The sequence below is a fragment of the Luteimonas yindakuii genome, assembly GCF_004803715.2.
Classification (GTDB): Bacteria; Pseudomonadota; Gammaproteobacteria; order Xanthomonadales; family Xanthomonadaceae; genus Luteimonas; species Luteimonas yindakuii.
On record NZ_CP039383.2, the window covers coordinates 2988223 to 3012897 of the forward strand.

Here is a 24675-nt window from a genome sequence, read left to right on the forward strand (position 1 = left end):
GAAACCATGCCTGAGCCTGTCAACCGGAGTGCCCTCGCCCAGGTTGACGGCTGGCGGTCGTGGCTGGGACGCCTGCTCTACCCCGCCCGTTGCCCGCTCTGCCGCGAGGCGGCTGACGAGGCCTCGGGCCTGTGCGCCGCTTGCGCCGGGCGATTGCCGTGGCTGGGGGCCGCCTGCGCGCGTTGTGCGTTGCCGCTGATGGGTGCGCAGGCGGTCGGCGATTCGTGCGGAGACTGCCTGCAGCGCGCGCCGCCGCTGCGCTTCGTGCAGGCGAGCTTCCTCTACGGCCACCCGCTCGACCGGCTGCTGCCGCGGTTCAAGTTCCATCGCGATCTGGCCTGTGGACGACTGCTGGCGCAATGGATGCTGCCGGCGTGTGCGGCCGCGCCGCGACCACAGATGCTGGTGCCGCTGCCCCTGCATGCCGCGCGGCTGCGCCAGCGCGGCTACGACCAGGCGCTGGAACTGGCACGCCCGCTGGCGCGTGCGCTGGACCTGCCGCTGCGCACCGACCTGCTGGTACGCATGCGCGCCACCGCGGCACAGTCGAGCCTCGATGCGGAGGCCCGGCGACGCAACGTGCGTGGGGCGTTCCGGGTGCAGGGGCGCGCGGCAGTGCCGACGCATGTGGCTCTGGTTGATGACGTCATGACCACCGGCGCGACCCTGCATGCCGCGGCGCGTGCACTGCACCGGGCCGGGGTGGCGCGGGTGGATGCATGGGTGTGCGCGCGGGTGCCGTGAGGCCTGGATGCCAGCTGCGGTCAGGCTCGCTGTGGACCGCCTGTACACGGAAAGGCGTGAGTAGTGGCAGGTGATCGCGGGCGACGCCGCTGCACAAGGCCGTATCCGCATGACCACCGCCCGAGGCGACCGGGCGCCTGCTCAGTGCAATGCGAGGTCCACGGCGATGCCGGCAAAGATCGCCGTGCCCACCCAGTGGTTGTGCAGGAACGCGCGGAAGCAGGCGTCACGGTCGCGATGGCGCACCAGCACGAATTCCCAGACCACCAGCAGCACGGCGACGCCAAGTCCCGCCCAGTACCAGACGCCCAGTGCCGCTTGCCGACCGACCAGCGCCATGCCCAGGAAGAACAGCGCGTACAACACACCCTGGATGACCAGGTCGAGCTCGCCGAACAGGATCGCGGTGGACTTCGAGCCGATGCGGATGTCGTCATCGCGGTCGACCATCGCGTACCAGGTGTCGTAGGCCGTGGTCCACAGGATGTTGGCCGCGTACAGCACCCAGGCGACCGGCGGCACGCTGCCCTGCACCGCGGCAAACGCCATCGGGATGCCCCAGCCGAACGACAGCCCGAGGTAGACCTGCGGCAAGTGCGTATGACGCTTGAGATACGGATACGTTGCCGCCAGCAGCAGGCCGATGACGCTCAGCGCGATGGTGAGCGTGTTGAGGGTGAGCACCAGCGCGAACGCGACCAGCATCAGGCCGGCGAACAGCAGCTTCGCTTCGCGGCCGGAGACGCGCCCGGTGACCAGCGGCCGCTCGCGGGTGCGCTTCACATGCGGATCCAGCCAGCGGTCGGCGTAGTCGTTGACCACGCAGCCCGCGCCGCGCGTCAGCCACACGCCGGCGGTGAACACGAACAGGATCCAGAGCGGCGGCAGGCCATCGGCCGCCAGCCATAGCGCCCACCAGGTGGGCCACAGCAGCAGCAACCAGCCGATCGGGCGGTCGGCACGCATCAGGACCAGGTACTGGCGCAACCGTTCGCGCCAGCGCGGTGCGGCGGGTGGGGAATGGCGTTCGTAATCGTGCATCGCGGACATTATCGGCCACCCAGCTGACCGTGGCCCGGACGGGACCGCAGGCCACTTCGGCGACACGGACGCACTGACCCTGTTTGGCGCGCGATGGAAGGTGGCGCGACGCGCCGGTAGGGGCGTGGCATGGAGCACCCCTCACCCGCCCCTTCGAGGCTCCCTCTACCGCACGCGGGGGCGGGTTCGATGCGCCGGGTCCGGGCGCCACGGTCACGGTGGTCCCGGATGCGCTTCGCTTATCCGGGCCACGGTCTGCCGTGGTGTGCACCCCATGCGCCATCGGCGAATGCTCACGCCAACCCGCCAGAGCGCGGCGGCATAATCCGGCGCCCAGCACGCGCCCTCGCGCCAAGGAATGCCCCCGATGCCGTATCCGCCGACTGGTCCTGCGCCCGGCCAACGCCCCGCCCGGAGCACCGCGCGATGACCCGCCGCGTACTCGTCTGCGGCGGCGCCGGCTACATCGGCAGCCACATGGCGAAATGGCTGGCGGCGCACGGGGTGGAGCCGGTGGTGCTCGACAACCTCTCCACCGGCCATCGCGAGGCGGTGCGCTTCGGGCCGCTGGTGGAGGCCGACCTGCTCGCTCCGGCCTCGCTCGACGCCGCCTTCGCGAGCGGGCCGTTCGAGGCGGTGATGCATTTCTGCGCGCGTTCGCTGGTCGGCGAATCGGTGCAGCAGCCGCTGGCGTACTACGAAAACAACGTGACCGGCACGCTGAACCTGCTGCAGGCGATGCAGCGCCATGGGGTGGACCGCATCGTGTTCTCCTCGACCGCGGCGGTGTTCGGCGAACCGGTCTCGCCACAGATCGACGAGGACCACCCGAAGACGCCGATCAATCCCTACGGCGCCAGCAAGCTGATGGTCGAGCGCGTGCTGGCCGACGCCGCACAGGCGTACGGGCTGCGTTCGGTAACGCTGCGCTACTTCAACGCCGCCGGGGCCAGCGCCGACGGCGATATCGGCGAGGCCCACTCGCCCGAAACCCACCTGATTCCCAACGTGCTGCGTGCGGCGCTTGGTGACGGCAGCCGCCTCAGGGTGTTCGGTGACGACTGGCCCACGCCCGACGGCACCTGCGTGCGCGACTACATCCACGTCGACGACCTCGCCCAGGCGCACTGGCGGGCCCTCGACTACATGCAGGCCCACGACGGCGCGCATGCGTTCAACCTCGGCAACGGTCGCGGGTTCTCGGTACGCGAGGTGATCGCCGCGGCGGAAGCGGCCAGCGGACGCCCGGTGCCGTTCGATATCGCGCCGCGTCGTGCCGGTGATCCGGCGGTGCTGGTCGCCGCCAGCGACCGCGCACGGCAGGTACTGGGCTGGGCGCCGCGGCATACCGATCTCGCCGCGATCATCGACAGCGCGTGGCGCTGGCATTGCGACCCTGCGTTCTAAGCGCACGGTGCGCGATAGCGATCGGGCTCGCACGAATCGCCATTCTCGTGGAGAATACCGACGACGCGCCTGTAGCTCAGCCGGATAGAGTAGTGGCTTCCGAAGCCATTGGTCGGGGGTTCGAATCCCTCCAGGCGCGCCAGCTTCAGGGGGGCCGTACGCCGCATCGCGGCACCGCCTGCGCGCGGTCGCCATGCGGGGGCATTGGCCTATACTCCGCCGCTAGCTGTGGCCGCGGCCACGCGCCAAGGGATTCTGCGTGCGCAATTACGATCTCGATTTCCTGAAGAAATTCTCTTTGGTGATCCTGTTCCTGATCGTGGTCACTGGTGGCCTGATCGGACTTGCGTGGTGGCTGCACGGCACGATCCCGGCGCAGGAGCCCGAGAGCGTGACGCGACAGCGGCTCGAGCGCATCGCCCCGGTCGCCGATGTCTACGCCGGCTCCACCGGCGCTGCCGCACAGGCCGCGGCGTCGGTCGCGGCGGCCGCCCAGGCGGCCTCGCAGGTGGCCTATGGCGGCACCCTCGACGGCGCCGTCATCTACAAGAACCTCTGCGCCGGCTGCCACACCAGTGGCGCCGGTGGCGCGCCCACGCTGGTGCGCGCGCAGTGGACGGCGCGCCTCGGCCAGGGCACCGACACCCTGCACCGCCATGCGATCGAGGGCTTCACCGGTGCCGCGGGCGTGATGCCGGCGCGCGGCGGCAACCCCGCGCTGAGCGACGAGCAGGTGGTCGCCTCGGTCGACTGGATGATCGAAAACCTGCAGTAAGCCGTGTCACACGCACGACCGACGCCGCCGCAAGGCGGCGTTCGCGTTTCTGGTCCCATCTGCCGGAGCCTCCGGATGTCCCAACGTCACCCCCCGTTCCACCGCACGGCCCTGGCCGCGCTGGTGCTTGTGCTCTCCGGCTGTGCCGGCACCTCGACCAAGCCGCCGTCCGCCGCTGGCGTCGTTGCGATCGGCGAGGTGCAGGGCCGGGCCGCGCGCAGTCCGCTGGAGGGCTCGGTGGTGACGGTCGAGGGTGTGGTCACCGGTGCGTTTTCCACCGGGCTTGGCGGCTGGTTCGTGCAGGATGCGGGTGATGGCGACGCGCACACGGCCGACGGTCTGTTCGTGCTCGAGGGCGTCGACGGCCCGCGCGCCGGCACGCGGGTGCGCATCCGCGGTGAGGTGGTCGAGCACGGTGATGACGGCGGGCCCACCCTCACCGCACTGGTGCCGCAGGTGGTGGACATCCTCGGCGATGCACCGCTGCCGCCAGCGGTGCGCCTGCAGGCGCCGCCCCACGACTGGTCGCAGCACGAGGGCATGCGCGTGCGCATCGACGTGCCACTGACCATCAGCGGCCATCACGAACTCGAGCGCCGCGGCGTGTTGCTGGCGAGTTTCGAGGGTCGTCTGCACGCACCCACCGAAGTGGTCGCGCCCGGCGAGGCTGCGCGCGTCGCGGCCGCCGACAATGCGCGTCGCAGCCTGCTGCTCGACGATGCCAGCGCCGAATCTCCTGCACAGGTCTGGTACCTGCCGGCGCAGGCGCCGCGCAGCGGCAGCCGGATCGGGGCGGGTACGGAAGGCATCGTCGACATCCGCTGGGGCCAGCCGCGGCTGCAGCTCACCGCACCGCTGCAGCTCGACGCCGCGCCGCGGCCGCAGCCACCCCGCGTCGCCGGCGGCCTGCGCCTGGCGGCGCTGAACCTGGAGAACCTGTTCAATGGCGACGGCCATGGCGGCGGCTTCCCGACTCCGCGCGGCGCGCGCACGCAGGCCGAATTCGAGGTGCAGCTGGCACGCCACGTCGCCACCATCCACGCACTCGATGCCGACATCGTCGCGCTGATGGAACTGGAGAACGACGGCGACGGCGCGGATTCCGCGGTGGCCGCGCTGGTGTCCGCACTCAACGCCGAGGCCGGCGCGTGGCGCTTTGTTGCCAACGCGCCGATTGCCGGCGGGGATGCGATCCGGGTCGGCATGCTCTATCGCGGTGACCGCGTGCGCGTGCACGGCCGGCCCGCAGCGCTGCTGGACGGGCCCTTCGCCCATGGCAGCCGCCCGCCGCTGGCCCAGGCCTTCGTGCCGGTCGCCGGCGGACCGGCGCTGGTGGTGGTCGCCAACCACTTCAAGTCGAAGGGCTGCGGCAGTGCCAGTGGTGCCGCTGCCGACCAGGGCGACGGGCAGTCGTGCTGGAACGCCACCCGGACGGCAGCGGCGCGTGCGCTGCACGCGTGGCTCGACACCGACCCCACCGGTGCCGGCAGCGCACTCACCGCCATCGTCGGCGACCTCAATGCCTATGCGCAGGAGGATCCGCTGCGCGTGCTGCATGACGCCGGCTGGCAGGACGCATTCGCGGTGGCCGGGGTCGAGCGTCCCTACAGCTATGTGTTCAACGGCCAGGCCGGCCGGCTCGACCATGCACTGCTGAGTCCGGCGCTGGCCGCACGGCTGGCCGGTGCCGCGCACTGGCACGTCAATGCCGACGAGCCTGCTTCGCTCGGTTACAGAAACGATCCGGCACGCACGCCGTGGCGCAGTTCCGACCACGACCCGCTGCTGCTGGGCTTCCACCTGTCGCAATCGCACTAGGGCAGCGTTCGCGGATCCGGCCGGCGGCATCGTCCCTGCGCTGTCACGCCGATGCCGTCGCGCGGATAAGCGAAAACGCATCCAGGGACTACCGCGACGCGGATGCGACTTCCCGGATGTGGCCGCCACCTTGTCCGGACTACGGGGCTCCCACGCCGACGCCGTAGCCCGGATAGACAAAGCGCATCCGGGATGCCTCCGTGGGTGGTCGGCCCCAACCCGGCGTACACGTCGCGCTCCACGCACGGGATGCCAACGGCGACGCCGGTAAGATATCGGCCATGCATATCCCTGATTTCCCGAGTGAATCGACCACCCTGACCCTTGCCGGGCCGGCCGGCGCGCTGGAAGTGGCGGTGGACCCGCCCGATGCCGACGTACCCGCGCGCCCGCTGGTCGCGGTGGTCTGCCATCCGCTGCCCACCGAGGGCGGCACCATGCACAACAAGGTGGTGACGATCGCCGCACGTGCGCTGCGCGAACTGGGCGCGACCACGGTGCGCTTCAACTTCCGCGGCACCGGCGCCTCCGCAGGCGGGTTCGACCACGGCAACGGTGAACAGGACGACCTGCGTGCGGTGGTGGCGTGGGTGCGCGCGCAGCGCCCGGACGCCGCGCTGTGGCTGGCCGGTTTCAGCTTCGGTGCCTATGTCAGCCTGCGCATGGCGGCCGAGCTCGAACCCGGCATGCTCATCTCCATCGCGCCGCCGGCCGGACGCTGGGACTTCGATGCCATCGAACTGCCGGCGTGCCCGTGGCTGGTGGTGCAGGGCGAGGCCGACGAGATCGTCGACCCGCAGGCCGTCTACGACTGGCTGGAAACCTCCGGCGCCGAGGCCGAACTGGTGCGCATGCCCGACACCAGCCACTTCTTCCACCGCAAGCTGATGGACCTGCGCGGCGCGATCAAGCACGGCGTGCGCGCCCACCTGCCCGCACCGGTCGCGGGGTCATGAGGTCCACGGCCACTCGGCCGGTGCCCCGCGGGCCCGGCCACGCCAGCGCATGGATGCCACTGCAGTGACGGAGACCGCAACACCATCGCAGCGCTATGCCGCTGGCGTCGCGCACGGCGACTGGCAGGACGACCCCGCGCAACGTGCAGTGCTGGCGGAGCTCGACCGCCTGCACGCCGCGCTGTCGCAGCCGCCGGCGCGCACCGGCGCGCTGCAGCGCCTGTTCGGACGCGCACAGCCCGACGCCATTCCCGGCCTGTACCTGTGGGGCGGCGTCGGACGCGGCAAGACCTTCCTGATCGACCTGTTCGCCGACGGCCTGCCCCTGGAGAACTTCCGCACCGCAGGTGTGACCGACGTCCCTCTCCCGCCCAGCGGGAGAGGGGGGGACCGTTCGCCGAGCGAACGGTGGGGTGGGGGCGACAGCGGCCCGGCAATGCCCTCATGCGCCCCTTCGGGGCCCCTTCTCCCGCTCGCGGGAGAAGGGGTGGCGACGCTGCCGGCACCCACCCACGACCCACGCCTCGGCCGCAAACGCCGCACCCATTTCCACCGCTTCATGCGCAGCGTCCACGAGGAACTGCGCGCCCAGGATGGTGAACGCGACCCGCTGGCGGCCATCGTGCGCGGCTGGCGCGCGAAAGGCCTGCGCGTGCTGGTGCTCGACGAGTTCTTCGTCACCGACATCGGCGATGCGATGGTGCTGGCGCGGCTGCTGGAGCGGATGTTCGCCGAAGGCATCGTGCTGGTGACCACGTCCAACATCGAACCCGCCGGCCTCTATCGCGACGGCCTGCAGCGCGCGCGCTTCCTGCCGGCGATCGCGCTGCTCGACCAGCACTGTCATGTGCGCGAGATGGTCAGCGACACCGACTACCGGCTGCGCGCGCTGACCCGATCGCCGGTGTACCGCACGCCGCTGGATGGCGAGGCGGACGCGTGGCTCGCCGCGCGCTGGCATGCACTGGGTGGCAGCGACCGCCATCGCGACGGCGGCATCGTCATCGACGGCCGCCGCATCGCCGTGCGCGGGCGCGACCCGGGGCTGGCGTGGTTCGACTTCGACGCGATCTGCGAGGGTCCGCGCGGCGCCAGCGACTACATCGAGGTCGCGCGCGAGTTCCACACCGTGCTGGTCGGCGGCGTGCCGGTGTTCGACGGCAGCCGCGACGATGCCGCCCGCCGTTTCGTGACGATGGTCGACGAGTTCTACGACCGCCACGTCAACCTGGTCTGCACCGCGGCCGCGGAGCCGCCGCTGCTCTACACCGGCGAGCGCCTGGCGGCGACCTTCGAGCGCACCGCGTCGCGGCTGATCGAGATGCGCAGCGCCGAATACCTGGCAAGCGAACACCGGGGCTGAACGCGTGATCGACCTGCTGTCGTCGCTGCTCGGGCTCGGCATCTTTGCCTGGGGCCTTGGCGTGCTTGTCACCCATGCACGCCCGGGCAGCGCGGTGTCGCCGTGGCTGCGCCCGCGTCACCGCAGCTGGCGTACGCCTCGCGCACGTGCGCAGCTGTCGGTCGGGGTGCTGCTGTGTGGCGTGCTGCTGATGGCCGGCTCGCCGGTGCTGCTGCAGCTGGCGGCGGTGGCCGGGATCATCGTCCTGCTGTTCACCGGCGGCCTGCACGGGGGCGGCGACGCCTGACTGCGCAAAGTCGCACGCGGACCGTGGCGCTAGGATGGTGCGGCTGATCGCAATTGCAGGAGCCGCCCGATGACGCACCCCCGAATCGCCCATCCAGGACTCGCCGCACGCCGTGTCGATGCGGCCCAGGCCGCCGAATGGATCCAGCCGGGCATGGCCGTCGGGATGAGCGGCTTCACCGGCGCGGGCTACCCCAAGGCGGTGCCGCAGGCGCTGGCGGCACGGATGGAAGCGGCGCGCGAACGCGGCGAGCCGTTCGCGCTGCGCGTGCTGACCGGTGCCTCCACCGCGCCGGAACTCGATGGCGCGCTGGCGCGTGCCGGCGGCATCGACTTCCGCCTGCCCTACCAGTCCGATCCCGAACTGCGTGCGCGCATCAACCGCGGCGAGATCGAGTACATGGACATCCATCTCGGCCACGTCGCCCAGTACGCCTGGTTCGGCTTCCTCGGCCCGATCGACGTCGCGGTGATCGAGGTCGCCGGCATCCTGCCCGACGGCCGGCTGATCCCGTCGACCTCGGTGGGCAACAACAAGACCTGGCTGGACCTGGCCGACAAGGTCATCGTCGAGGTCAACCACCGCCAGCCACTCGGCCTCGACGGCATGCACGACATCTACTACGGCACCGCGCTGCCGCCGGCGCGCAGGCCCATCCCGCTGCTGCAGCCGGGCGACCGCATCGGCGAGCCCTACCTGCGCGTCGACCCGGACAGGATCGTCGCGGTGGTCGAGACCAATGCGCCCGACCGCCTCGGCAGTTTCGCGCCGCCCGATGAAACCTCGAAAGCGATCGCCGCCAACCTGGTGGAGTTCTTCCGCCACGAGATCCGCGCCGGGCGGCTGTCGGAACAGCTGCTGCCGCTGCAGTCTGGCGTGGGCAACATCGCCAACGCGGTGCTGGCCGGCCTGCAGGACGGCGGCTTCAGCGGACTGACCGCGTTCACCGAGGTCATCCAGGACGGCATGCTCGACCTCATCGAGTCCGGCGTGATCACCATGGCCTCGGCCACCGCGCTGTCGCTGAGCCCGCCGGCGGTGGAGCGCTTCGTCGCCAACATCGACCTGTTCCGCGAGCGCATCGTGCTGCGCCCGCAGGAGATGTCCAACCACGCCGAACTGGTGCGCCGGCTGGGCTGCATCGCGATGAACGGCATGGTCGAGGCCGACATCTACGGCAACGTCAATTCCACCCATGTCGCCGGCTCGACGATCATCAATGGCATCGGCGGCTCCGGCGATTTCGCCCGCAACGGCTTCCTGTCCTGCTTCGTCACCCCGAGCACGGCCAAGGGCGGGGCGATCTCCACGATCGTGCCGATGGTCAGCCATGTCGACCACAACGAACACGACGTCGACGTCATCGTGACCGAACAGGGCCTGGCCGACCTGCGTGGCATGTCGCCCAAGCAGCGCGCGCGTGCGGTGATCGCCAACTGCGCGCATCCCGACTACCGCGATGCGCTGCAGGACTACTTCGACCGCGCACTCGCCGGCAGCGCCGGCCGCCACACCCCGCACCTGCTGGGCGAGGCGCTGTCGTGGCACCAGCGCTACCTCGACACCGGCAGCATGCGCGGCTGAGGCCGCCCGCGCGGACGCGCCGCGCTCGCCGTATGCTCGCGATTCCAACCCCGGGGAATCGTCCATGCATCGCATCCTGCTTGCGTCCGCCATCACTCTCGCGCTGTCCACCGGTGCGGCGGCATCGGGCGACCCGCGCACCGGCACCACGCCGGTGGCCGCCACTTCGATCGACGGCGTCGCGCTGATCCCGCGCGATGCGCTGTTCGGCAATCCCGAGCGCGCCAACGTGCAGCTGAGCCCCGACGGCGCGACGCTGAGCTGGGTGGCACCGGTGGACGGCACCCTCAACGTCTGGGTGGCCCCGGCCGACAACCCGGCCGACGCGCGTGCGGTCACCAGGGACACCGGGCGCGGCATCCGCAACTACTTCTGGTCCCACCAGCCCGGCGTGCTGCTGTACCTGCGCGATGCCGGCGGCGACGAGGACTTCCACCTCTACGCCGTCGACATCTCCAGCGGCGAGGGCCGCGACCTCACCCCGTTCGAGAAGACCACCGCGCAGGTGGTGGGCGTGAGCGACCGCCACCCCGACACCATCCTGGTGGGCATGAACGACCGCGATCCCGCCTGGCACGACCTCTACCGGGTCGACCTCGCCAGCGGCGAGCGCACGCTTGTGGAGCGCAACGATGCATCGATCGCCGAGTACGTCGCCGATGCCGACTACAACCTGCGCTTCGCCTCGCGCTCGCGACCGGATGGCGGCGTCGACGTGCTGCGCCGCGACGGCGAGGGCTGGCAGGAGCACGACCTGATCCCGTTCGAGGACGGCATGACCACCGGTCTCGCCGGGCTGACCAAGGACGGCCGCACGCTGTACATGCGCGATTCCCGTGACCGCGACACATCGGCGCTGTTCGCGATCGATGCCGCCAGCGGCGCGCGCACCCTGCTGCACGCCGACCCGCGCGCCGACTTCGGCGGTGGCCTGATGGACCCGCGTACCGGCGAGGTGCAGGCGGTGTCGGTGAACTACCTGCGCGAGGAGTGGGCGGTGCTCGACGACAGCATCCGCGCCGACCTCGACCGGCTGGCGGCGATCGGCCCCGGCGAGGCCTCGATCAACACCCGCACGCTCGACGACCGCACCTGGATCGTCGCCTACTCGGCCGCGGAATCCCCGCTCGAGTACTACCGCTACGACCGCGCCAACGGCGGCAAGCTGACCCATCTGTTCTCCGGCCGGCCGGCGCTGGCCGGGCAGCCGCTGGTGCCGATGTGGCCGCAGGAGCTGACCTCGCGCGACGGCAAGACGCTGGTGAGCTATCTCACCCTGCCGGCGCACACCGACGCCGACAACGACGGCAAGGCCGACCAGCCGGTGCCGATGGTGCTGCTCGTGCACGGCGGGCCGTGGGCGCGCGATGTCTACGGCTACAGCAGCTACGACCAGTGGCTGGCCAACCGCGGCTACGCGGTGCTGTCGGTCAATTTCCGTGGCTCGACCGGCTTCGGCAAGGAGTTCACCAACGCCGGCGACGGCGAGTGGGCGGCGAAGATGCACGACGACCTGATCGACGCCGTGCAGTGGGCGGTGGCCGAAGGCGTCACCACCGAGGACAGGGTGGCGATCATGGGCGGCAGCTACGGCGGCTACGCCACCCTGGTCGGCCTGACCTTCACCCCGGACACCTTCGCCTGCGGCGTCGACATCGTCGGCCCGGCCAACCTCAACACCCTCCTCTCAACCGTGCCGCCGTACTGGGCCAGCTTCTACCAGCAGCTGGTGCGGCGCATGGGCGACCCGGAAACCGAGACAGGCAAGGCGTGGCTGACCGAACGTTCGCCGCTGTCGCGGGTGGATGCGATCAGCAAACCACTGCTGATCGGCCAGGGCGCCAACGATCCGCGGGTGAAGCAGGACGAGAGCGACCAGATCGTCAACGCGATGACCGCCAAGGACATCCCGGTCACCTATGTGCTGTTCCCCGACGAGGGCCACGGCTTCGCGCGGCCGGAGAACAACAAGGCCTTCAACGCGGTGGCCGAAGGCTTCCTGTCGCAGTGCCTGGGCGGCCGTGCACAGCCGATCGGCAACGACTTCACCGGCTCCAGCATCACCGTACCGACCGGCGCGGATGGCGTGCCGGGGCTGGCCGAGGCGCTCGGGTCGCATACCCAGGACGTGCGGAAGTAAGGGGTCCGGCCCCGGATGCGGTCTTCGGCCTTATCCGGGCTACGGGCACGCGTCGCGGTAGCCCGGATAGGCGAAGCGCATCCGCGATCTCCACGTCGCACGCTCAAGGCGATGACGCTACATCGCCTTGGGATCCTGTCGTCCACGGTGCGCAGGCCGTACGCATGGCAGGCTGCGGCTTACGCGGATCGCAGGCGATCGCTGCGCACTCTTCCACGACAGAGGCATGACATGGCACCGATCGACGACGCCCCCACCACCGAAGCCCGGCTGCTGGAGATCGTGTTCCCCGACCACACCAACCACATGGGCACGCTGTTCGGCGGCACCGCGCTTGCGTGGATGGACAAGGCGGCCTTTATCGCGGCATCGCGCTACGCGCGGCGCACGGTGGTCACCGCGCGTTCCGACCAGGTCGACTTCAAGCTGCCGATCCGCCAGGGCCAGCTGGTGGAGACGATCGCCCGCGTGGTCGAGGTGGGCCGCACCTCGATGAAGGTGGAAGTGAAGCTGGTGGCCGAGGACCTGCTGACCGGCGAGCGCGAACTGTGCACCTGCGGACACTTCGTGATGATCGCGCTGGATGCGCGCGGCCGTCCCACGCAGGTGCCGCCTCTGGCATGACCATTTGGACAAACGGCAGGGCCGGCATCGCTGCCGGCCCTGCTCACCGCATCGCGCCAGGGATCAGGCGATCGATGCGCGATGGATCGACTCGATCGAGGCGTCGAGTGCCTGGTTGAAGTCCGCGTCGCTGTGCTGCGCGCTCAGGCCTTCGGTCAGCGCGCGGCTGAAGCTCGCGACCACGCCCGGATTCTTCGCCAGCTTTGCGTTGGCGTCGTCGCGGCTGTAGCCGCCCGACAGCGCCACCACCTTCAGCACGGCCGGATGGTCCACCAGCTCCTGGAAGTAGCCGTCCACGCTCGGCAGGGTGAGCTTGAGGATCACCGGCGTCTTCGCATCGATGCGGTCCAGCCGCTCGAGCAGGCCCTTCTTCAGCTCGACCTCGATGGCTTCCTTGTCGGCGGCCTTGATGTCGACTTCCGGCTCGATGATCGGCACCAGCCCGGCGTCGAGCACCTGCTGGCCGAGTTCGAACTGCTGGTCGAGCACCGCGGCGATGCCGGCGGCGTTGTTGGCCTTGATGACCGAACGCTCCTTGGTGCCGAACACGCCCTTGGCCCTGGCCTTGGCCAGCAGCTCGGCAAGGCCGGGGATCGGCTTCATCAGCTGCACGCCGTTGGCCTCGTCTTCCAGGCCCTTGTCGATCTTCAGGAACGGCACGACCTGCTTCTCGTTCCACAGGAAGCTGGCGGCGTCCTGGCCGGCGAAGCTGGCGTCGAGGGTGCGCTCGAACAGGATGGCGCCGAGGATGCGCTCACCGGTGAATGCCGGGCTGGTGACGATGCGGGTGCGCATCTGGTGCACCAGGTCGTACATCCCGGCCTCGTCGGACCACGCCGATTCGTCGATGCCGTAGAGCTTCAGCGCCTTGGGCGTGCTGCCGCCGCTCTGGTCCAGCGCGGCGATGAAGCCCTTGCCCGAGGCGATCCTGTCGAGTTGCTGCTGATTCACTGCCACGTCGATGTCCTGTCCTGTGGTGAAAGGGGGGTCCTGCGACCGGTGATGATACCCCGCGGGTAGGAACGCTTCAGGCGCCACGGGCCCGGCGCACCCCGCCGGCACTGTAAAATGGCCGTCTTTTGGCCAGTCGCATGCAGCAAGCCCAGCTCCGGGCACCCGTTCCAGCCTCCACCCTGCCCCGCCTGCTGGCGCGGATCGCGGGGGCCACGCCGATGCCGCCACCGCAGGCGCCGGCGGCCCGGCTCGGGGAATGGCTGGACTGGCCGCGTGCGGTCGCCCTGTCGCGTGCGCTGGATGGCCCTGCCGCGGTGGACGACGACGCCGGGTCCGATGTGGACGCCGACACCTGCGCGCACGTGCGCGAGGAGCTCGTGCAATCGATCACCGCCGAGCGTGGCTGGCCCGCGGCCGATGCCGGCAGCGACGCCGCCGCTGCCGCGGTGCTGCGCCATTGCCAGTCGCTGCAGCGCGCGATGCAGGCGGCGACCGGGCGCCTGCGCGGACAGCTGCGCGACCGCCTGGCACGGCAGTCGCCGCTTCAGGCCCGGCTGGCGGCGGTCGACGCGGTGCTCGAAGGCGTGCTCAGCCCGCGCGAGCATGCGTTGCTGGCGCCGGTGCCCGCATTGCTGGCCGCGCACTGCGAACGCCTGCAGCGCAGCGACGGCGCAACGGCCCAGGCCGATGGCTGGTACCGCCCGTTCCGCGAGGACGCCCGGCAGGTGCTGCTGGCCGAACTCGACCTCCGCTTCCAACCCGTCGATGCGCTGGTCGCCGCGCTTCGCCCTTCTTCCGTGGACGCATGAACAGACATCTCATCCATTGGCCGGTGTTCGCCACCGGCCTGCTGGCCATCGGCTGGATCGGCGCCGGCTATCTCGGCAGCCATACGCTGGCGCTGGCGGTCACCCTGCTGATCGCTGCGCTGTACCTGGTCGGCGCCCTCGAACTGCACCGCTACCGCCAGGCCACCGCGACGCTGGACCGCGCGCTCGACGGGCTGGCCGAACCGCCCGCGGTGCTGGCGGACTGGCTGGAGCAGGTCGATGCCGCCCTGCGTGGCGTGGTGCGCCTGCGCGTGGAGGAAGGCCGGGTACCGCTGCCGGTGCCGTCGCTGACGCCGTACCTGGTCGGGATGCTGGTGCTGCTGGGCATGCTCGGCACCCTGCTCGGCATGCTGCTGACCCTGCGCGGCACCGGGATGGCGTTGCAGACCGCGAGCGACCTGCAGGCGGTGCGCGACTCGCTGGCCGCCCCGGTCGAGGGCCTGGGTGTCGCATTCGGCACCTCGATCGCCGGTGTCGCCGCCTCGTCGATGCTGGGCCTGCTGTCGGCGCTGTGCCGCAGCGAACGCGCGGCCGTGGTGCGGCGCCTCGACAGTGCGATCGCCACCACCCTGCGCCTGCACTCGCCGGCACAACAGCGCGACGAAACCCTGCAACTGATGCGCGCGCAGTCCACCGTGATGCCGGCGCTGGTGGAGCGCCTGCAGGACATGATGGCCGCGCTGGACCGCCAGGCGCAGGCCGCGCATGCGCACCAGACCGCGCAGCAGGACAGCTTCCACGCCGGCACCGCCGCGGCCTACGAACGCCTCGCCGCCTCGGTCGAACAGTCGCTGCAGCGCAGCGCCAGCGACAGCGCACGCGCCTTCGGCGACGCATTGCAGCCGGTGGTGGCGACGACGATGGAAGCGGTGACGCGCGAGACCACGCGCCTGCACCAGACCGTCGCCGCCGCGGTCGACAGCCAGCTGCAGGCACTGTCGGCCGGCGTCGAAGCCAACGGCCACGCCATGGCCACGTTGTGGCGGCAGGCGCTCGAGCAGCAGCGCGAGGCCCAGGCAGCGCTGGCGGCGACCACCCGCGATCGCATGGACCAGGTCGGCACGCGGTTCACCGAGCACGCCGCCACGCTGGTCGATGCGGTCGCCACGCAACTGGACGGGACCGCCGCACGCATCGGCAGCGCATGGGACGCCGCACTCGAACGCCAGCAGGCGCAGCACGCGCAACTCGTCGCCCAGCAGCAGGCCGCGCTGGTGGCCGCCGGCGACGGGCTCGCCAGCAGGGCACAGACGTTGCTGGACGACATCGCGGCCTCGCACGCGCGCCTGCAGGACGCGCTCGCCAGTGGCGACGAACAACGCCTGGCGACATGGACCCGCGAGTTCAGCGCAATCGGCACCGCGTTGCGCGCGGACTGGGCACGCATCGGCGATGAGGCCGCGCAACGCCAGCAGGCGATCTGCGACGCGCTCGCACGCACCGCGCAGCAGATCGGCGAGCAGGCGCAGGCGCATGCCAGTGCCACCATCGCCGAAATTGCCACCCTGGTGCAGGTGGCATCGGAAGCCCCGCGCGCAGCCGCGGAAGTGGTGGCGGAACTGCGGCAGAAGCTGTCCGACAGCATGGTCCGCGACACCGAGCTGCTCGCCGAGCGCACCCAGCTGATGGACACGCTGGCCACCCTGCTCGACGCGGTCAACCATGCCTCCGTGCAGCAGCGCGAGGCGATCGACGCGCTGGTGTCCACCAGTGCCGGCCTGCTGGAGCGGGTGGGCGATCGCTTCGTTGCACAGGTCGAAGGCGAGACCGGCAAGCTCGACGACGCCGCCACCCGCGTCGGCGTGGGTGCGGCCGAAGTCGCCAGCCTTGGCGAGGCGTTTGCCGGTGCGGTGGAACTGTTCGGTGCCAGCAACGAACGGCTGCTGGAGCGGCTCGACGGCATCGGCGCCACGCTCGACGCCACCGCCACCCGCAGCGACGAACAGCTCGCCTACTACGTTGCGCAGGCGCGCGAAGTGGTCGACCTCAGCGTGCTGGCGCAGAAGCAGATCATCGAGGAGCTGCGACAGCTGCCCCGCGTACGCGACCGGGTCGACGCATGAGCCTGGAAGTCGAGGTCGACGACGGCGCCGGGGCACCGGTCTGGGCCGCGTTCGGCGACCTGATGTCGGTGCTGCTGGGCGTGTTCGTGCTGATCCTGGTCGGCGTGATCGGCGTACAGCTGCACCTTGAAGTGCAGCTGCAGCAGGAGATCGAACAGCGCCAAGCGGAGGAGCAGCGACGCCAGGCACTGGAGGACGCGCTCGCGGCGCCGCTGGCGGCCGGGCGCATCACCCTGGTCGATGGCCGCATCGGCATCCGCGGCAGCGTGCTGTTCGCGCTCAACTCCGACCGCCTGCAACCCGAGGGCGTGGACCTGCTGGCGACGCTGGCCGGTCCGCTGTCGGGCTATCTCGGCACGCGCGACGAGATCCTGATGGTCAGCGGCTTCACCGATGACCGGCAGATCCGCGGCAGCAACCGCCAGTTCGCCGACAACTGGGAACTGTCGGCACAGCGCGCGCTCACCGTGACCCGCGCGCTGGTCGAGCATGGCGTGCCGGCCGCGTCGGTGTTCGCCGCCGCCTTCGGTGCCGAACAACCGGTGGCGCCGAACACCGACGAGGCGGGACGTGCGCGCAACCGCCGGGTGGAGATGGCGCCGGTGCCGCGCCAGCAGTCGGCGGCCCATGGCGGCTGACGCACCCGCCGGCATCGCCGGACTCCGGCCTGTTGACGCGCTGCGCCGCGGACACATCGACGCGCTGCGTCGTCGCATGGAAGGCGCGGACGATGCACTGCGCGACGCCCTCGCGCAGCGGCTCCTGGCGCTGGAAGCCACTCCCGTCGAACGCGCGTGTTGCGGCCATCGGCCAAGCGCGGACGCGGCATCCACCGCGATGTTCGGCCCGCTGCTGGCCACGCTCGAACAGGAAGCCCGCTGGCGCGATGCGCATGCGGTCGATGGCGTTCCATCCCGCGCCGCCTATCCGGCCCTGCCGGCGCTGCAGCCGCTGCGGGCGCTGTGGGCACAGCTGCGCATCGAAGGACAGACGCGCGAGGCCCTGGCACCGGCCACCACCGATGCCGGGCCGTTGAATTCGGCCAACCTCGTGCACCGCGCGCTCACCCTGATGCGCGACGCGTCGCCCGGCTACCTGCACCACCTGATGGCCTACCTCGACGTGCTGTCGGCCGTGGAGCAGATGCCCGCCGCCGACACCCTGCGGCCTGCCAACGCCGCCGCGCCACCGGCGAAGAAACGCGCGCGCGCGTCGCGGGCAAAGCGCAAGTAGCGCTGGCAGCCCGCCGTTCGCCGGCATAAAAAAACGCGGGAGGCCAGGCCTCCCGCGCTTTCGGAACAGACGCTGCTGGTGGCAGTTACTGCGCGGCGGTGTCCGCCGGTGCCGCGTCGGTGGCCGGCGCGGTCGCGTCGGCCGGCACGGCATCGCCCGGGGTCGTCACCGGCGGCGGCGTCACCGCCGGGCCACCGACGCGCGAGACGCGCCAGATGATGTTGGCCAGGTCGTCGGCGATGATCACCGCGCCACGCGGGTCCACCGTCACGCCGACCGGGCGGCCGCGGGTGGTGCCGTCGTCGTCACGGAAGTTGGTGGCGAAGTCGATCGGCTGGCCGACCGGGCGACCGTTCTGGAAGCGCACGAACACGACCTTGTAGCCGACCGGCTCGGAACGGTTCCAGCTGCCGTGCATGCCGACGAAGGCACCTTCAGCGAACTCCGGACCCATCACCGGCGACGAGAAGTCCACGCCCAGCGACGCGACGTGCGCACCGATGCTGTAGTCGGGCGTGATCGTCGCGGCGACCTTGTCCGGATTCTGCGGACGCACGCGGTCATCCACCTGCCCGTCCCAGTACGCCCACGGCCAGCCGTAGAAGCCGCCGTCCTGCACCGAGGTCAGGTAATCGGGCACCAGGTCCGGACCGATCTCGTCACGCTCGTTGACCACCGCCCACAGCTGGCTGGTGGTCGGCTCGATCGCAAGCGCGGTGGGATTGCGCAGACCGGTCGCGTACTCGCGGTGCATGCCGGTCGCGGCGTCGATCTCCCACACCATCGCCCGGTTTTCCTCGGCGGTCATGCCGCGCTCGGTGATGTTGGAGTTCGAACCGATGCCGACATACAGGAAGCGGCCATCGGCACTGGCGGTCATCGCCTTGGTCCAGTGATGGTTGATGTCGGACGGCAGCAGGGTGAGCAGTTCCGGCTCGCCACTGGCCTGGGTCTGGCCGGGCTGGTAGTCGAACCGCACCACCGCGTCCTGGTTCGCCACGTACAGGTTGTTGCCGATCAGGGCGAGGCCGTACGGCGCGTTGAGGTTCTCGGCGAACACCGTCTTGAGCTCGTACTCGCCGTCACCATCGGCATCGCGCAGCAGGGTCAGGCGGTTGCCGCTCTTGACCGAGGTGGTGCCCGCGGCCTTGATCGGCCCGGCGATGACGTCCTTGGGCTTGAGCTTGGGTGCGTTGCCGCCACGGCCCTCGGCCACGAGGATGTCGCCGTTGGGCAGCACCAGGGTCTGGCGCGGGATGCCGAGATCGGTGGCGATGGCGCGCACCTCGAAACCATCCGGCACGGCCGGAAGCTGGTCGCCCCAGGTGTCGGGGCTGGCGATCACCATCTGCGGCAGCAGGCCGCGCTTGGGCTGCGGGAGGTTGACGTCGGAGCCGTACTGCAGCGTCGGCTCCGGCGCCGGGTTGCAGGCGGCCAGCGACACGGCCAGCGCCGCGGCGAGGGTGAGGGAAGTACGGCTCATTTCAGTTCTCCCGTGCGCGCGGTGCTGAACCCCATGAAGGTCGCGACCAGCGCCAGTACGACCACGATCAACGACATCACCAGCCCGCCCGGCATGCTTGCCCAGGCGTCACGCGCATGCATCAGCGCGTTGAAGAAGCCGACCACCCACATCGCCACCACGACCAGCGCGTAGATGACGGCGCCACGTGTGCGCACCGCGCCACGCAGGTCGAACAGCGAGAACAGCAGGGCGACGGCCGAAAACACCAGGCCGCTGACGATCAGCCAGGAGGCGAAGTTCTGCCACTGGATCTCGTAGCTGCGGAAATAGGCGAAGTCGCTCAGTGCGGCACCGAGGAACAGCGCCAGCGCGCCAGCCAGCATGACGGCATGCAATGGATGGATCGCGTACGCGTAGCGACGGGATCGGGAAGGGGTCATGACAGGTCTCCGGAAGCGGACGGACAGCACAAATGGCGGCAGAAACCGCAGCAGGAACATGTTAACCGTCACATTCTGAGCATGGCGTGCACAGTGTGTGCCGATGCGGGCCTTGGCGAACGGGGTTTCCGGCTACCCACTTTATGGGGATCGACGGTGCGGGACACGTGAGTGCCGGCGGCGCTGGTGCGCTGGACTATGCTGGCGGGCCCCTCCGTGCCCGGGAGATACGCATGACCCTGCTGCAGTGGATCGGACTCGGAATCGGCATCGGCGCGCTGTACGCGCTGGTCCGCATCCTGCTGGGTCGCAAGGACCCGCCCTGAAGGCGGCGCGGGCACACCGCCCCGCCACTCGCTGGTCGACCTGACTCCCGCCGGGGCGATGCAGACGCACCGCGGCGCCTGCGCGACGGTGAGCGCGCTACGATCCGGGTCCTGGGCCATCCGGGGAACCGCCATGCCACGTCGCGCCGTCACGCTGCTGCTCGCCTACTGTTTCGTCCTCCCCGCCACCATCGCCAGTGCCGCCGACGCCCAGCGCGCCGAGGTCACCCGGGCGGCGACCACGCTGCAGGAAAAGGTCGTGGACTGGCGACGCGACATCCACCAGCACCCGGAACTGTCCAACCGCGAGACGCGCACCGCCGCGAAGGTCGCCGACCATCTGCGCAGCCTGGGCCTGGAGCCGCGCACCGGCATCGCCCACCACGGCGTGACCGCCGTGCTCAAGGGCGGCCGCCCCGGGCCGCGGCTGGCACTGCGCGCCGACATGGACGCGCTGCCGGTGACCGAGGCCACCGGGCTGCCGTTCGCCTCGACCGCCACCGACACCTATCGCGGCCAGAGCACCGGGGTGATGCACGCCTGCGGCCACGATGCGCACACCGCGATCCTGATGGGCGTGGCCGAGGCGCTGGTGGGCATGCGCGAGCAGCTGGCGGGCGAGGTGCTGTTCGTGTTCCAGCCGGCGGAGGAAGGCGCGCCGGAGGGTGAGGAAGGCGGTGCCCGGCTGATGCTGGAGGAAGGCGTGTTCGCCGGCTTCAAGCCCGACGCGGTGTTCGGCCTGCATGTCTTCAGCACGCTCAACGCCGACACCATCGGCGTGCGCGCCGGGCCGACGATGGCGGCGTCGGACCGCTTCGGCATGAAGGTGATCGGCCGCCAGACCCACGGCTCGCGGCCCTGGGGCGGGGTCGACCCCATCCTCGCCGCCGCGCAGATCGTCAACCAGTCGCAGGCGATCGTCAGCCGGCAGATGGACATCAGCAGGCAGCCGGTGGTGCTCACCTTCGGCGCGATCAATGGCGGCATCCGCTACAACATCATCCCGGACTCGGTGGAACTGGTCGGCACCATCCGCACCTTCGACGAGGCCATGCGCGCGGATGTCTTCCGGCGCCTGGCTTCGGTGGCCGAGCACGTGGCCGCCGCCAATGGCGCCACGGTGGAGGCGCAGATCCCGGCCGAAGAAGGCAACCCGGTGACCTTCAACAACGAGGCCCTGACCGCGCGGATGCGCCCGAGCCTGGAAGCCGCCGCCGGTGCCGCCAATGTGGTGGAGATGCCGCTGGTGATGGGCGCGGAGGATTTCTCGCTGTACGCGCAGGAGGTGCCGGGGCTGTTCTTCTTCGTCGGCGCGACCACGGTCGGCGCCGACGCCGCCAGCGCGCCCAGCAACCATTCGCCCAAGTTCGACGTCGACGAGTCCGCGCTCGACCTCGGCCTGCGGGCGATGCTGCAGGCGACGCTGGATTATCTCGACGGCGACGGCGACGGCGATGGCGATCGCAACCGCAAACGCGCCGGCTGACCCCATGCCGCGCCGCACGCCGTTCCGCGGGCGTGCGGCCAGCGCCACCTAGAATGTGCGCATGACTTCCCCGCACGATTCCAGCCTCGGGCGCAGCGTCGCCTATCCCGCGCAGTACGACCCGTCACTGCTGTTCGCCATCCCGCGTGCACCGTCGCGTGCCACGCTGGGCATCGCCGTCGACGCGACCCTGCCGTTCACCGGCGTCGACCGTTGGCACGCCTACGAACTGGGCTGGCTCGATGGCCGCGGCAAACCGGCGGTGGCCACCGCCACCCTGTCGGTGCCGGCTGATTCGCCGAACCTGGTGGAATCGAAGTCGCTCAAGCTCTATCTGAACTCGCTCAACGGCACCCGCCACGACAGCGCCGACACGGTGCGGGCCCGCATCGCCGCCGACCTCTCCACCGTGGTGGGCGCACCGGTCGACGTCGCCTTCGGGCTGCCGCCCTTCGATGGCACCGCCGAAGCGGCCACAGACCTCGATCTGCTCGACGTCGACATCGACGATTACGGCCCGCCCAACCCGACGCATCTCGCCATAACCGGTACCGCGCCTGTGCGCGAGGTGCTGGCCTCCGCACTGCTGAAGTCGAACTGCCCGGTCACCGGCCAGCCCGACTGGGCGAGCGTGCGCATCGACTGGCACGGACCGCGGCTCGACCCGGCCGGCCTGCTGCGCTACCTGGTGTCGTACCGCGAGCACGCCGGCTTCCACGAACAGTGCGTGGAGGGCATCTTCCTCGACCTGATGCGCCTCGAGCCGGCGGCGTTGTCGGTGGAAGCGCGCTACACCCGCCGCGGCGGGCTGGACATCAATCCCTGGCGGGCGACGCCCGGGCATCCGGCACCGCCGACGCGCCGCGAACTGCGTCAGTAAGCCGGTCGGGGACGAATTCTCGGGGTCGCGCGGTGTTTCACGCCGGCGCGATGCGGCCTTAACAAAGGCCATGGGAGCCTGCGGCGGTTACCCCCGCGATGGAGCCTTCCGCATGAGTGATACCCGCAAGACCCCCGACCCGGCCTCGCTTTCGCTGAAAGGCCGCGGCGGCTCCGCCACCCAGACGCCCGCAACCCCGGGCGCGGACTTCTCCAGGGTCCGCGGCAGCGTCGACAGCACCGAGGAGCCGGCCCGTGGCGCCGACTTCGGTTCGGTCAGCAGCTCGGTTGAGTCCACCGAAGCGGTCCTCGACGAGCGTTCGCACACGGTCGCCAAGGGGGAGAACCTCTCGCGCATCTCCAAGCAGTACTACGGCTCGGCCAACCACTGGAAGGACATCTTCGAGGCCAATCGCGACCTGCTCGACGACCCCGACATGATCCAGCCCGGCCAGGTGCTGCGCATCCCACCGCGCTCCGGCGATCGCAGCGACGACTGAGCCGACCCAGGATTCCCCCTCCTTCCCTGCACGAGGACCCACCATGACCGCAACCCGCCAGTACCGCCTGCTCGCACTTGCCGCCGCCATCGCCTGCGCCACCACTCTGGGTGCCTGCAAGCGCGACCAGCCGGCCACCGCCACGCCACCGGCCAGTGCGCCCGCCCCCGCCGACCCGGTGGCACAGCCAGCCAACCCGGTCACCGCCCAGCCGACGCAGGCCGCGATGGTCAGCGAAGTGGTGCTGGGCACGGCGGCCACCGGCAACGAGCGCGTGGCGGAGCCGAAGACGACCTTCGCCCGCAGTGACCGCACCATCGTCGCCTCGGTCGTCACCCGTGCCGATACCCCGACCGCCACCGACGTGCGTGCGCGCTGGACGTTCCAGGACGGCCAGCTGGTCGACGAGACCAGCCAGCGTCTCGAGCTCAGCGGCCCGGGCGTGACCAACTTCCGCATCAACAACCAGGAAGACTGGCCGGCCGGCACCTACACCGTCGAGATCTCGATGGACGGCAACGTGGTGCAGAGCCAGCAGTTCACCGTGCAGTAGCAGCTCACTGGCATACGTGATGGCCCGACGGGCGCGGCTTCCGCCGCGCCCGTTGTCTTTTGTGCGTAGGCCACGCGGCTACCATGGAACGCCCCAGACGGCAGGACCGATGACATGCGCATCCTGGTGCTCGGCGCCGGTGGAACCGGCGGCTATTTCGGTGGCCGGCTCGCACAGGCCGGCGTGGACGTGACCTTCCTGGTGCGACCGGCGCGCGCTGCCGCGCTTTCCGCCGATGGCCTGCGCCTGCGCAGCCCGCTCGGCGACGCCAGCCTGCCGGTGCGCTGCCTCACCGCCGATGCCCTGGCCGATGCGGTCGCGCAGGCGCCATACGACCTCGCCGTGCTGAGCTGCAAGGCCTATGACCTCGACAGCGCCATGGACGCGATCGCCCCGGCCATAGGTCCCGGCACCGCGGTGCTGCCGATCCTCAACGGCCTGCGCCACTACCCGCTGCTGGATGCCCGCTTCGGCGCCGGGCAGGTCATCGGCGGCCTGTGTTTCATCAGCGTCAGCAAGGCCGATAACGGCAGCATCGTCCACCATGGCAGCGCCGCGTCGATCACCTTCGGCGAACGCAACGGCGCGCCCGGCGCGCGCTGCGCCGCATTCGCGCAGGCCTGCGCACAGGCCGGCATCGACCACCTGCATGCCGACGACATCGCCCGCGAGCAGTGGATCAAGTTCACCTTCCTCGCGACCCTTGCCGCCGCCACCTGCCTGATGCGCGCGAGCGTCGGCGGCATCGTCGCCACCGACGAGGGTGCGGGAGTCATCACCGCGCTGTATGCCGAAACCCTCGCCGCCGCCGCGGCCGCCGGGCATCCGGTGCCCGACAGCGCGCGCGCCACCGCGCTGGGGCAGCTGACCCGGGCCGGTTCGCCGCTGAAGGCGTCGATGCTGCATGACCTGGAGGCGGGCCGAAGGGTGGAGGCCGCGCATATCGTCGGCGACATGCTCGCGCGTGTGCGGGCGGCCGGTGAAACGGCCCCGCTGCTGGCCGCGGCCTACTGCCACCTGCAGGCGTACGAGGCGCTGCGCACCGGCTGAGCGGTCGCTTCGGGTGTCCGTGCTTCAAGCAGGAACTGGCACGAAGACAGGCACGCCGCCGCCGGCGTGTCCGGGGCGCGTGCGCCACTGAAGGCAGACCAGCGACCATCCCGGAAGGGATCGGCACGCCTGCACCATGTGCACAGGCACGCATCGAA

The 24675-nt window shown here is 70.7% G+C and carries 23 protein-coding genes and 1 tRNA gene; 20 read left to right on the forward strand and 4 right to left on the reverse strand.

The features are described 5' to 3' along the window. Nucleotides 1–6 precede the first annotated feature (6 nt). Nucleotides 7–744: a ComF family protein gene (locus tag E5843_RS13825; RefSeq protein ID WP_141066100.1), complete on the forward strand. Its 738-nt coding sequence runs from the start codon at nt 7–9 to the stop codon at nt 742–744. A 141-nt stretch (nt 745–885) separates the two neighbouring features. Here the strand turns inward: E5843_RS13825 and ubiA are convergent, their stop codons facing one another. Further along, nucleotides 886–1785, reverse strand: a complete 900-nt coding sequence (gene ubiA, locus E5843_RS13830; protein WP_136411412.1) for a 4-hydroxybenzoate octaprenyltransferase — start codon at nt 1783–1785, stop codon at nt 886–888. A 426-nt stretch (nt 1786–2211) separates the two neighbouring features. Between ubiA and galE the strand changes: the two genes are divergently transcribed. From galE to E5843_RS13885, 10 genes are all read left to right on the forward strand, one after another. Continuing rightward, on the forward strand, nt 2212–3192 hold the full coding sequence (galE, locus tag E5843_RS13835; RefSeq protein ID WP_136411413.1) for a UDP-glucose 4-epimerase GalE: 981 nt from the start codon (nt 2212–2214) through the stop codon (nt 3190–3192). Nucleotides 3193–3257: 65 nt separating this feature from the next. Further along, nucleotides 3258–3334, forward strand: a tRNA-Arg gene (locus E5843_RS13840). Nucleotides 3335–3451: 117 nt separating this feature from the next. Next, a complete protein-coding gene (locus E5843_RS13845; protein ID WP_134674487.1) occupies nt 3452–3967 on the forward strand; it encodes a c-type cytochrome in 516 nt (171 codons plus the stop codon). 75 nt (nt 3968–4042) lie between these two features. Beyond that, on the forward strand, nt 4043–5785 hold the full coding sequence (locus E5843_RS13850) for an ExeM/NucH family extracellular endonuclease (RefSeq protein ID WP_136411414.1): 1743 nt from the start codon (nt 4043–4045) through the stop codon (nt 5783–5785). Nucleotides 5786–6066: 281 nt separating this feature from the next. Next, the gene (locus E5843_RS13855; protein ID WP_136411415.1) at nt 6067–6741 is read left to right on the forward strand and encodes an alpha/beta hydrolase; all 675 of its coding nucleotides are present in this window, start codon (nt 6067–6069) and stop codon (nt 6739–6741) included. Between the two features lie 49 nt (nt 6742–6790). Beyond that, entirely contained in the window at nt 6791–8104 is a 1314-nt protein-coding gene (zapE, locus tag E5843_RS13865) for a cell division protein ZapE (protein WP_244240796.1), read from the forward strand. A gap of 4 nt (nt 8105–8108) precedes the next feature. Next, the gene (locus E5843_RS13870) at nt 8109–8390 is read left to right on the forward strand and encodes a hypothetical protein (RefSeq protein WP_136411416.1); all 282 of its coding nucleotides are present in this window, start codon (nt 8109–8111) and stop codon (nt 8388–8390) included. Nucleotides 8391–8459: 69 nt separating this feature from the next. Next, nucleotides 8460–9974 carry a succinyl-CoA:acetate CoA-transferase ScpC gene (gene scpC / locus E5843_RS13875; protein WP_136411417.1) on the forward strand — a complete coding sequence of 505 codons (1515 nt, stop codon included), beginning with the start codon at nt 8460–8462 and terminating at the stop codon, nt 9972–9974. Between the two features lie 64 nt (nt 9975–10038). Then, entirely contained in the window at nt 10039–12114 is a 2076-nt protein-coding gene (locus E5843_RS13880) for an alpha/beta hydrolase family protein (RefSeq protein ID WP_136411418.1), read from the forward strand. A gap of 231 nt (nt 12115–12345) precedes the next feature. Continuing rightward, entirely contained in the window at nt 12346–12738 is a 393-nt protein-coding gene (locus tag E5843_RS13885) for an acyl-CoA thioesterase (protein WP_134674493.1), read from the forward strand. Between the two features lie 63 nt (nt 12739–12801). Here the strand turns inward: E5843_RS13885 and E5843_RS13890 are convergent, their stop codons facing one another. Next, the gene (locus tag E5843_RS13890) at nt 12802–13695 is read right to left on the reverse strand and encodes a fructose bisphosphate aldolase (protein WP_136411420.1); all 894 of its coding nucleotides are present in this window, start codon (nt 13693–13695) and stop codon (nt 12802–12804) included. Between the two features lie 134 nt (nt 13696–13829). On the opposite strand from E5843_RS13890, the gene E5843_RS13895 reads away from it, so the two are divergent. From E5843_RS13895 to E5843_RS13910, 4 genes are read left to right on the forward strand one after another with little or no spacing between them, the layout of a single operon-like run. After that, on the forward strand, nt 13830–14501 hold the full coding sequence (locus E5843_RS13895; protein ID WP_136411421.1) for a DUF3348 family protein: 672 nt from the start codon (nt 13830–13832) through the stop codon (nt 14499–14501). Further along, nucleotides 14498–16585, forward strand: coding sequence for a DUF802 domain-containing protein (locus E5843_RS13900; RefSeq protein WP_141066101.1), 2088 nt, complete (start codon nt 14498–14500; stop codon nt 16583–16585). Before E5843_RS13895 ends, E5843_RS13900 begins: the two co-directional genes overlap by 4 nt. Continuing rightward, the gene (locus E5843_RS13905; RefSeq protein ID WP_136411422.1) at nt 16582–17223 is read left to right on the forward strand and encodes an OmpA family protein; all 642 of its coding nucleotides are present in this window, start codon (nt 16582–16584) and stop codon (nt 17221–17223) included. The genes E5843_RS13900 and E5843_RS13905 overlap by 4 nt, the downstream gene beginning before the upstream one ends. Then, nucleotides 17213–17818, forward strand: a complete 606-nt coding sequence (locus tag E5843_RS13910) for a DUF2894 domain-containing protein (protein WP_136411423.1) — start codon at nt 17213–17215, stop codon at nt 17816–17818. Before E5843_RS13905 ends, E5843_RS13910 begins: the two co-directional genes overlap by 11 nt. A gap of 85 nt (nt 17819–17903) precedes the next feature. Here E5843_RS13910 and E5843_RS13915 read toward each other — a convergent pair whose 3' ends face one another. Next, nucleotides 17904–19301: a PQQ-dependent sugar dehydrogenase gene (locus E5843_RS13915; protein WP_141066102.1), complete on the reverse strand. Its 1398-nt coding sequence runs from the start codon at nt 19299–19301 to the stop codon at nt 17904–17906. Continuing rightward, complete coding sequence (locus tag E5843_RS13920; RefSeq protein WP_136411424.1) at nt 19298–19723, reverse strand: DUF2231 domain-containing protein; 426 nt, start codon at nt 19721–19723, stop codon at nt 19298–19300. Before E5843_RS13920 ends, E5843_RS13915 begins: the two co-directional genes overlap by 4 nt. A gap of 459 nt (nt 19724–20182) precedes the next feature. Between E5843_RS13920 and E5843_RS13925 the strand changes: the two genes are divergently transcribed. The 5 genes from E5843_RS13925 (at nt 20183) to panE (ending at nt 24517) form a co-directional block, all read left to right on the forward strand. Continuing rightward, nucleotides 20183–21535 (forward strand): amidohydrolase, encoded by a 1353-nt coding sequence (locus E5843_RS13925; RefSeq protein ID WP_136411425.1) that lies wholly within the window; start codon nt 20183–20185, stop codon nt 21533–21535. Between the two features lie 61 nt (nt 21536–21596). After that, nucleotides 21597–22415, forward strand: coding sequence for an NADPH-dependent 7-cyano-7-deazaguanine reductase QueF (gene queF, locus E5843_RS13930; RefSeq protein ID WP_141066103.1), 819 nt, complete (start codon nt 21597–21599; stop codon nt 22413–22415). 112 nt (nt 22416–22527) lie between these two features. Then, a complete protein-coding gene (locus tag E5843_RS13935; RefSeq protein WP_136411426.1) occupies nt 22528–22914 on the forward strand; it encodes a LysM peptidoglycan-binding domain-containing protein in 387 nt (128 codons plus the stop codon). 43 nt (nt 22915–22957) lie between these two features. Continuing rightward, nucleotides 22958–23467 carry a hypothetical protein gene (locus E5843_RS13940; RefSeq protein ID WP_136411427.1) on the forward strand — a complete coding sequence of 170 codons (510 nt, stop codon included), beginning with the start codon at nt 22958–22960 and terminating at the stop codon, nt 23465–23467. Nucleotides 23468–23581: 114 nt separating this feature from the next. Continuing rightward, a complete protein-coding gene (gene panE, locus E5843_RS13945) occupies nt 23582–24517 on the forward strand; it encodes a 2-dehydropantoate 2-reductase (RefSeq protein WP_136411428.1) in 936 nt (311 codons plus the stop codon). Nucleotides 24518–24675: the final 158 nt, after the last annotated feature.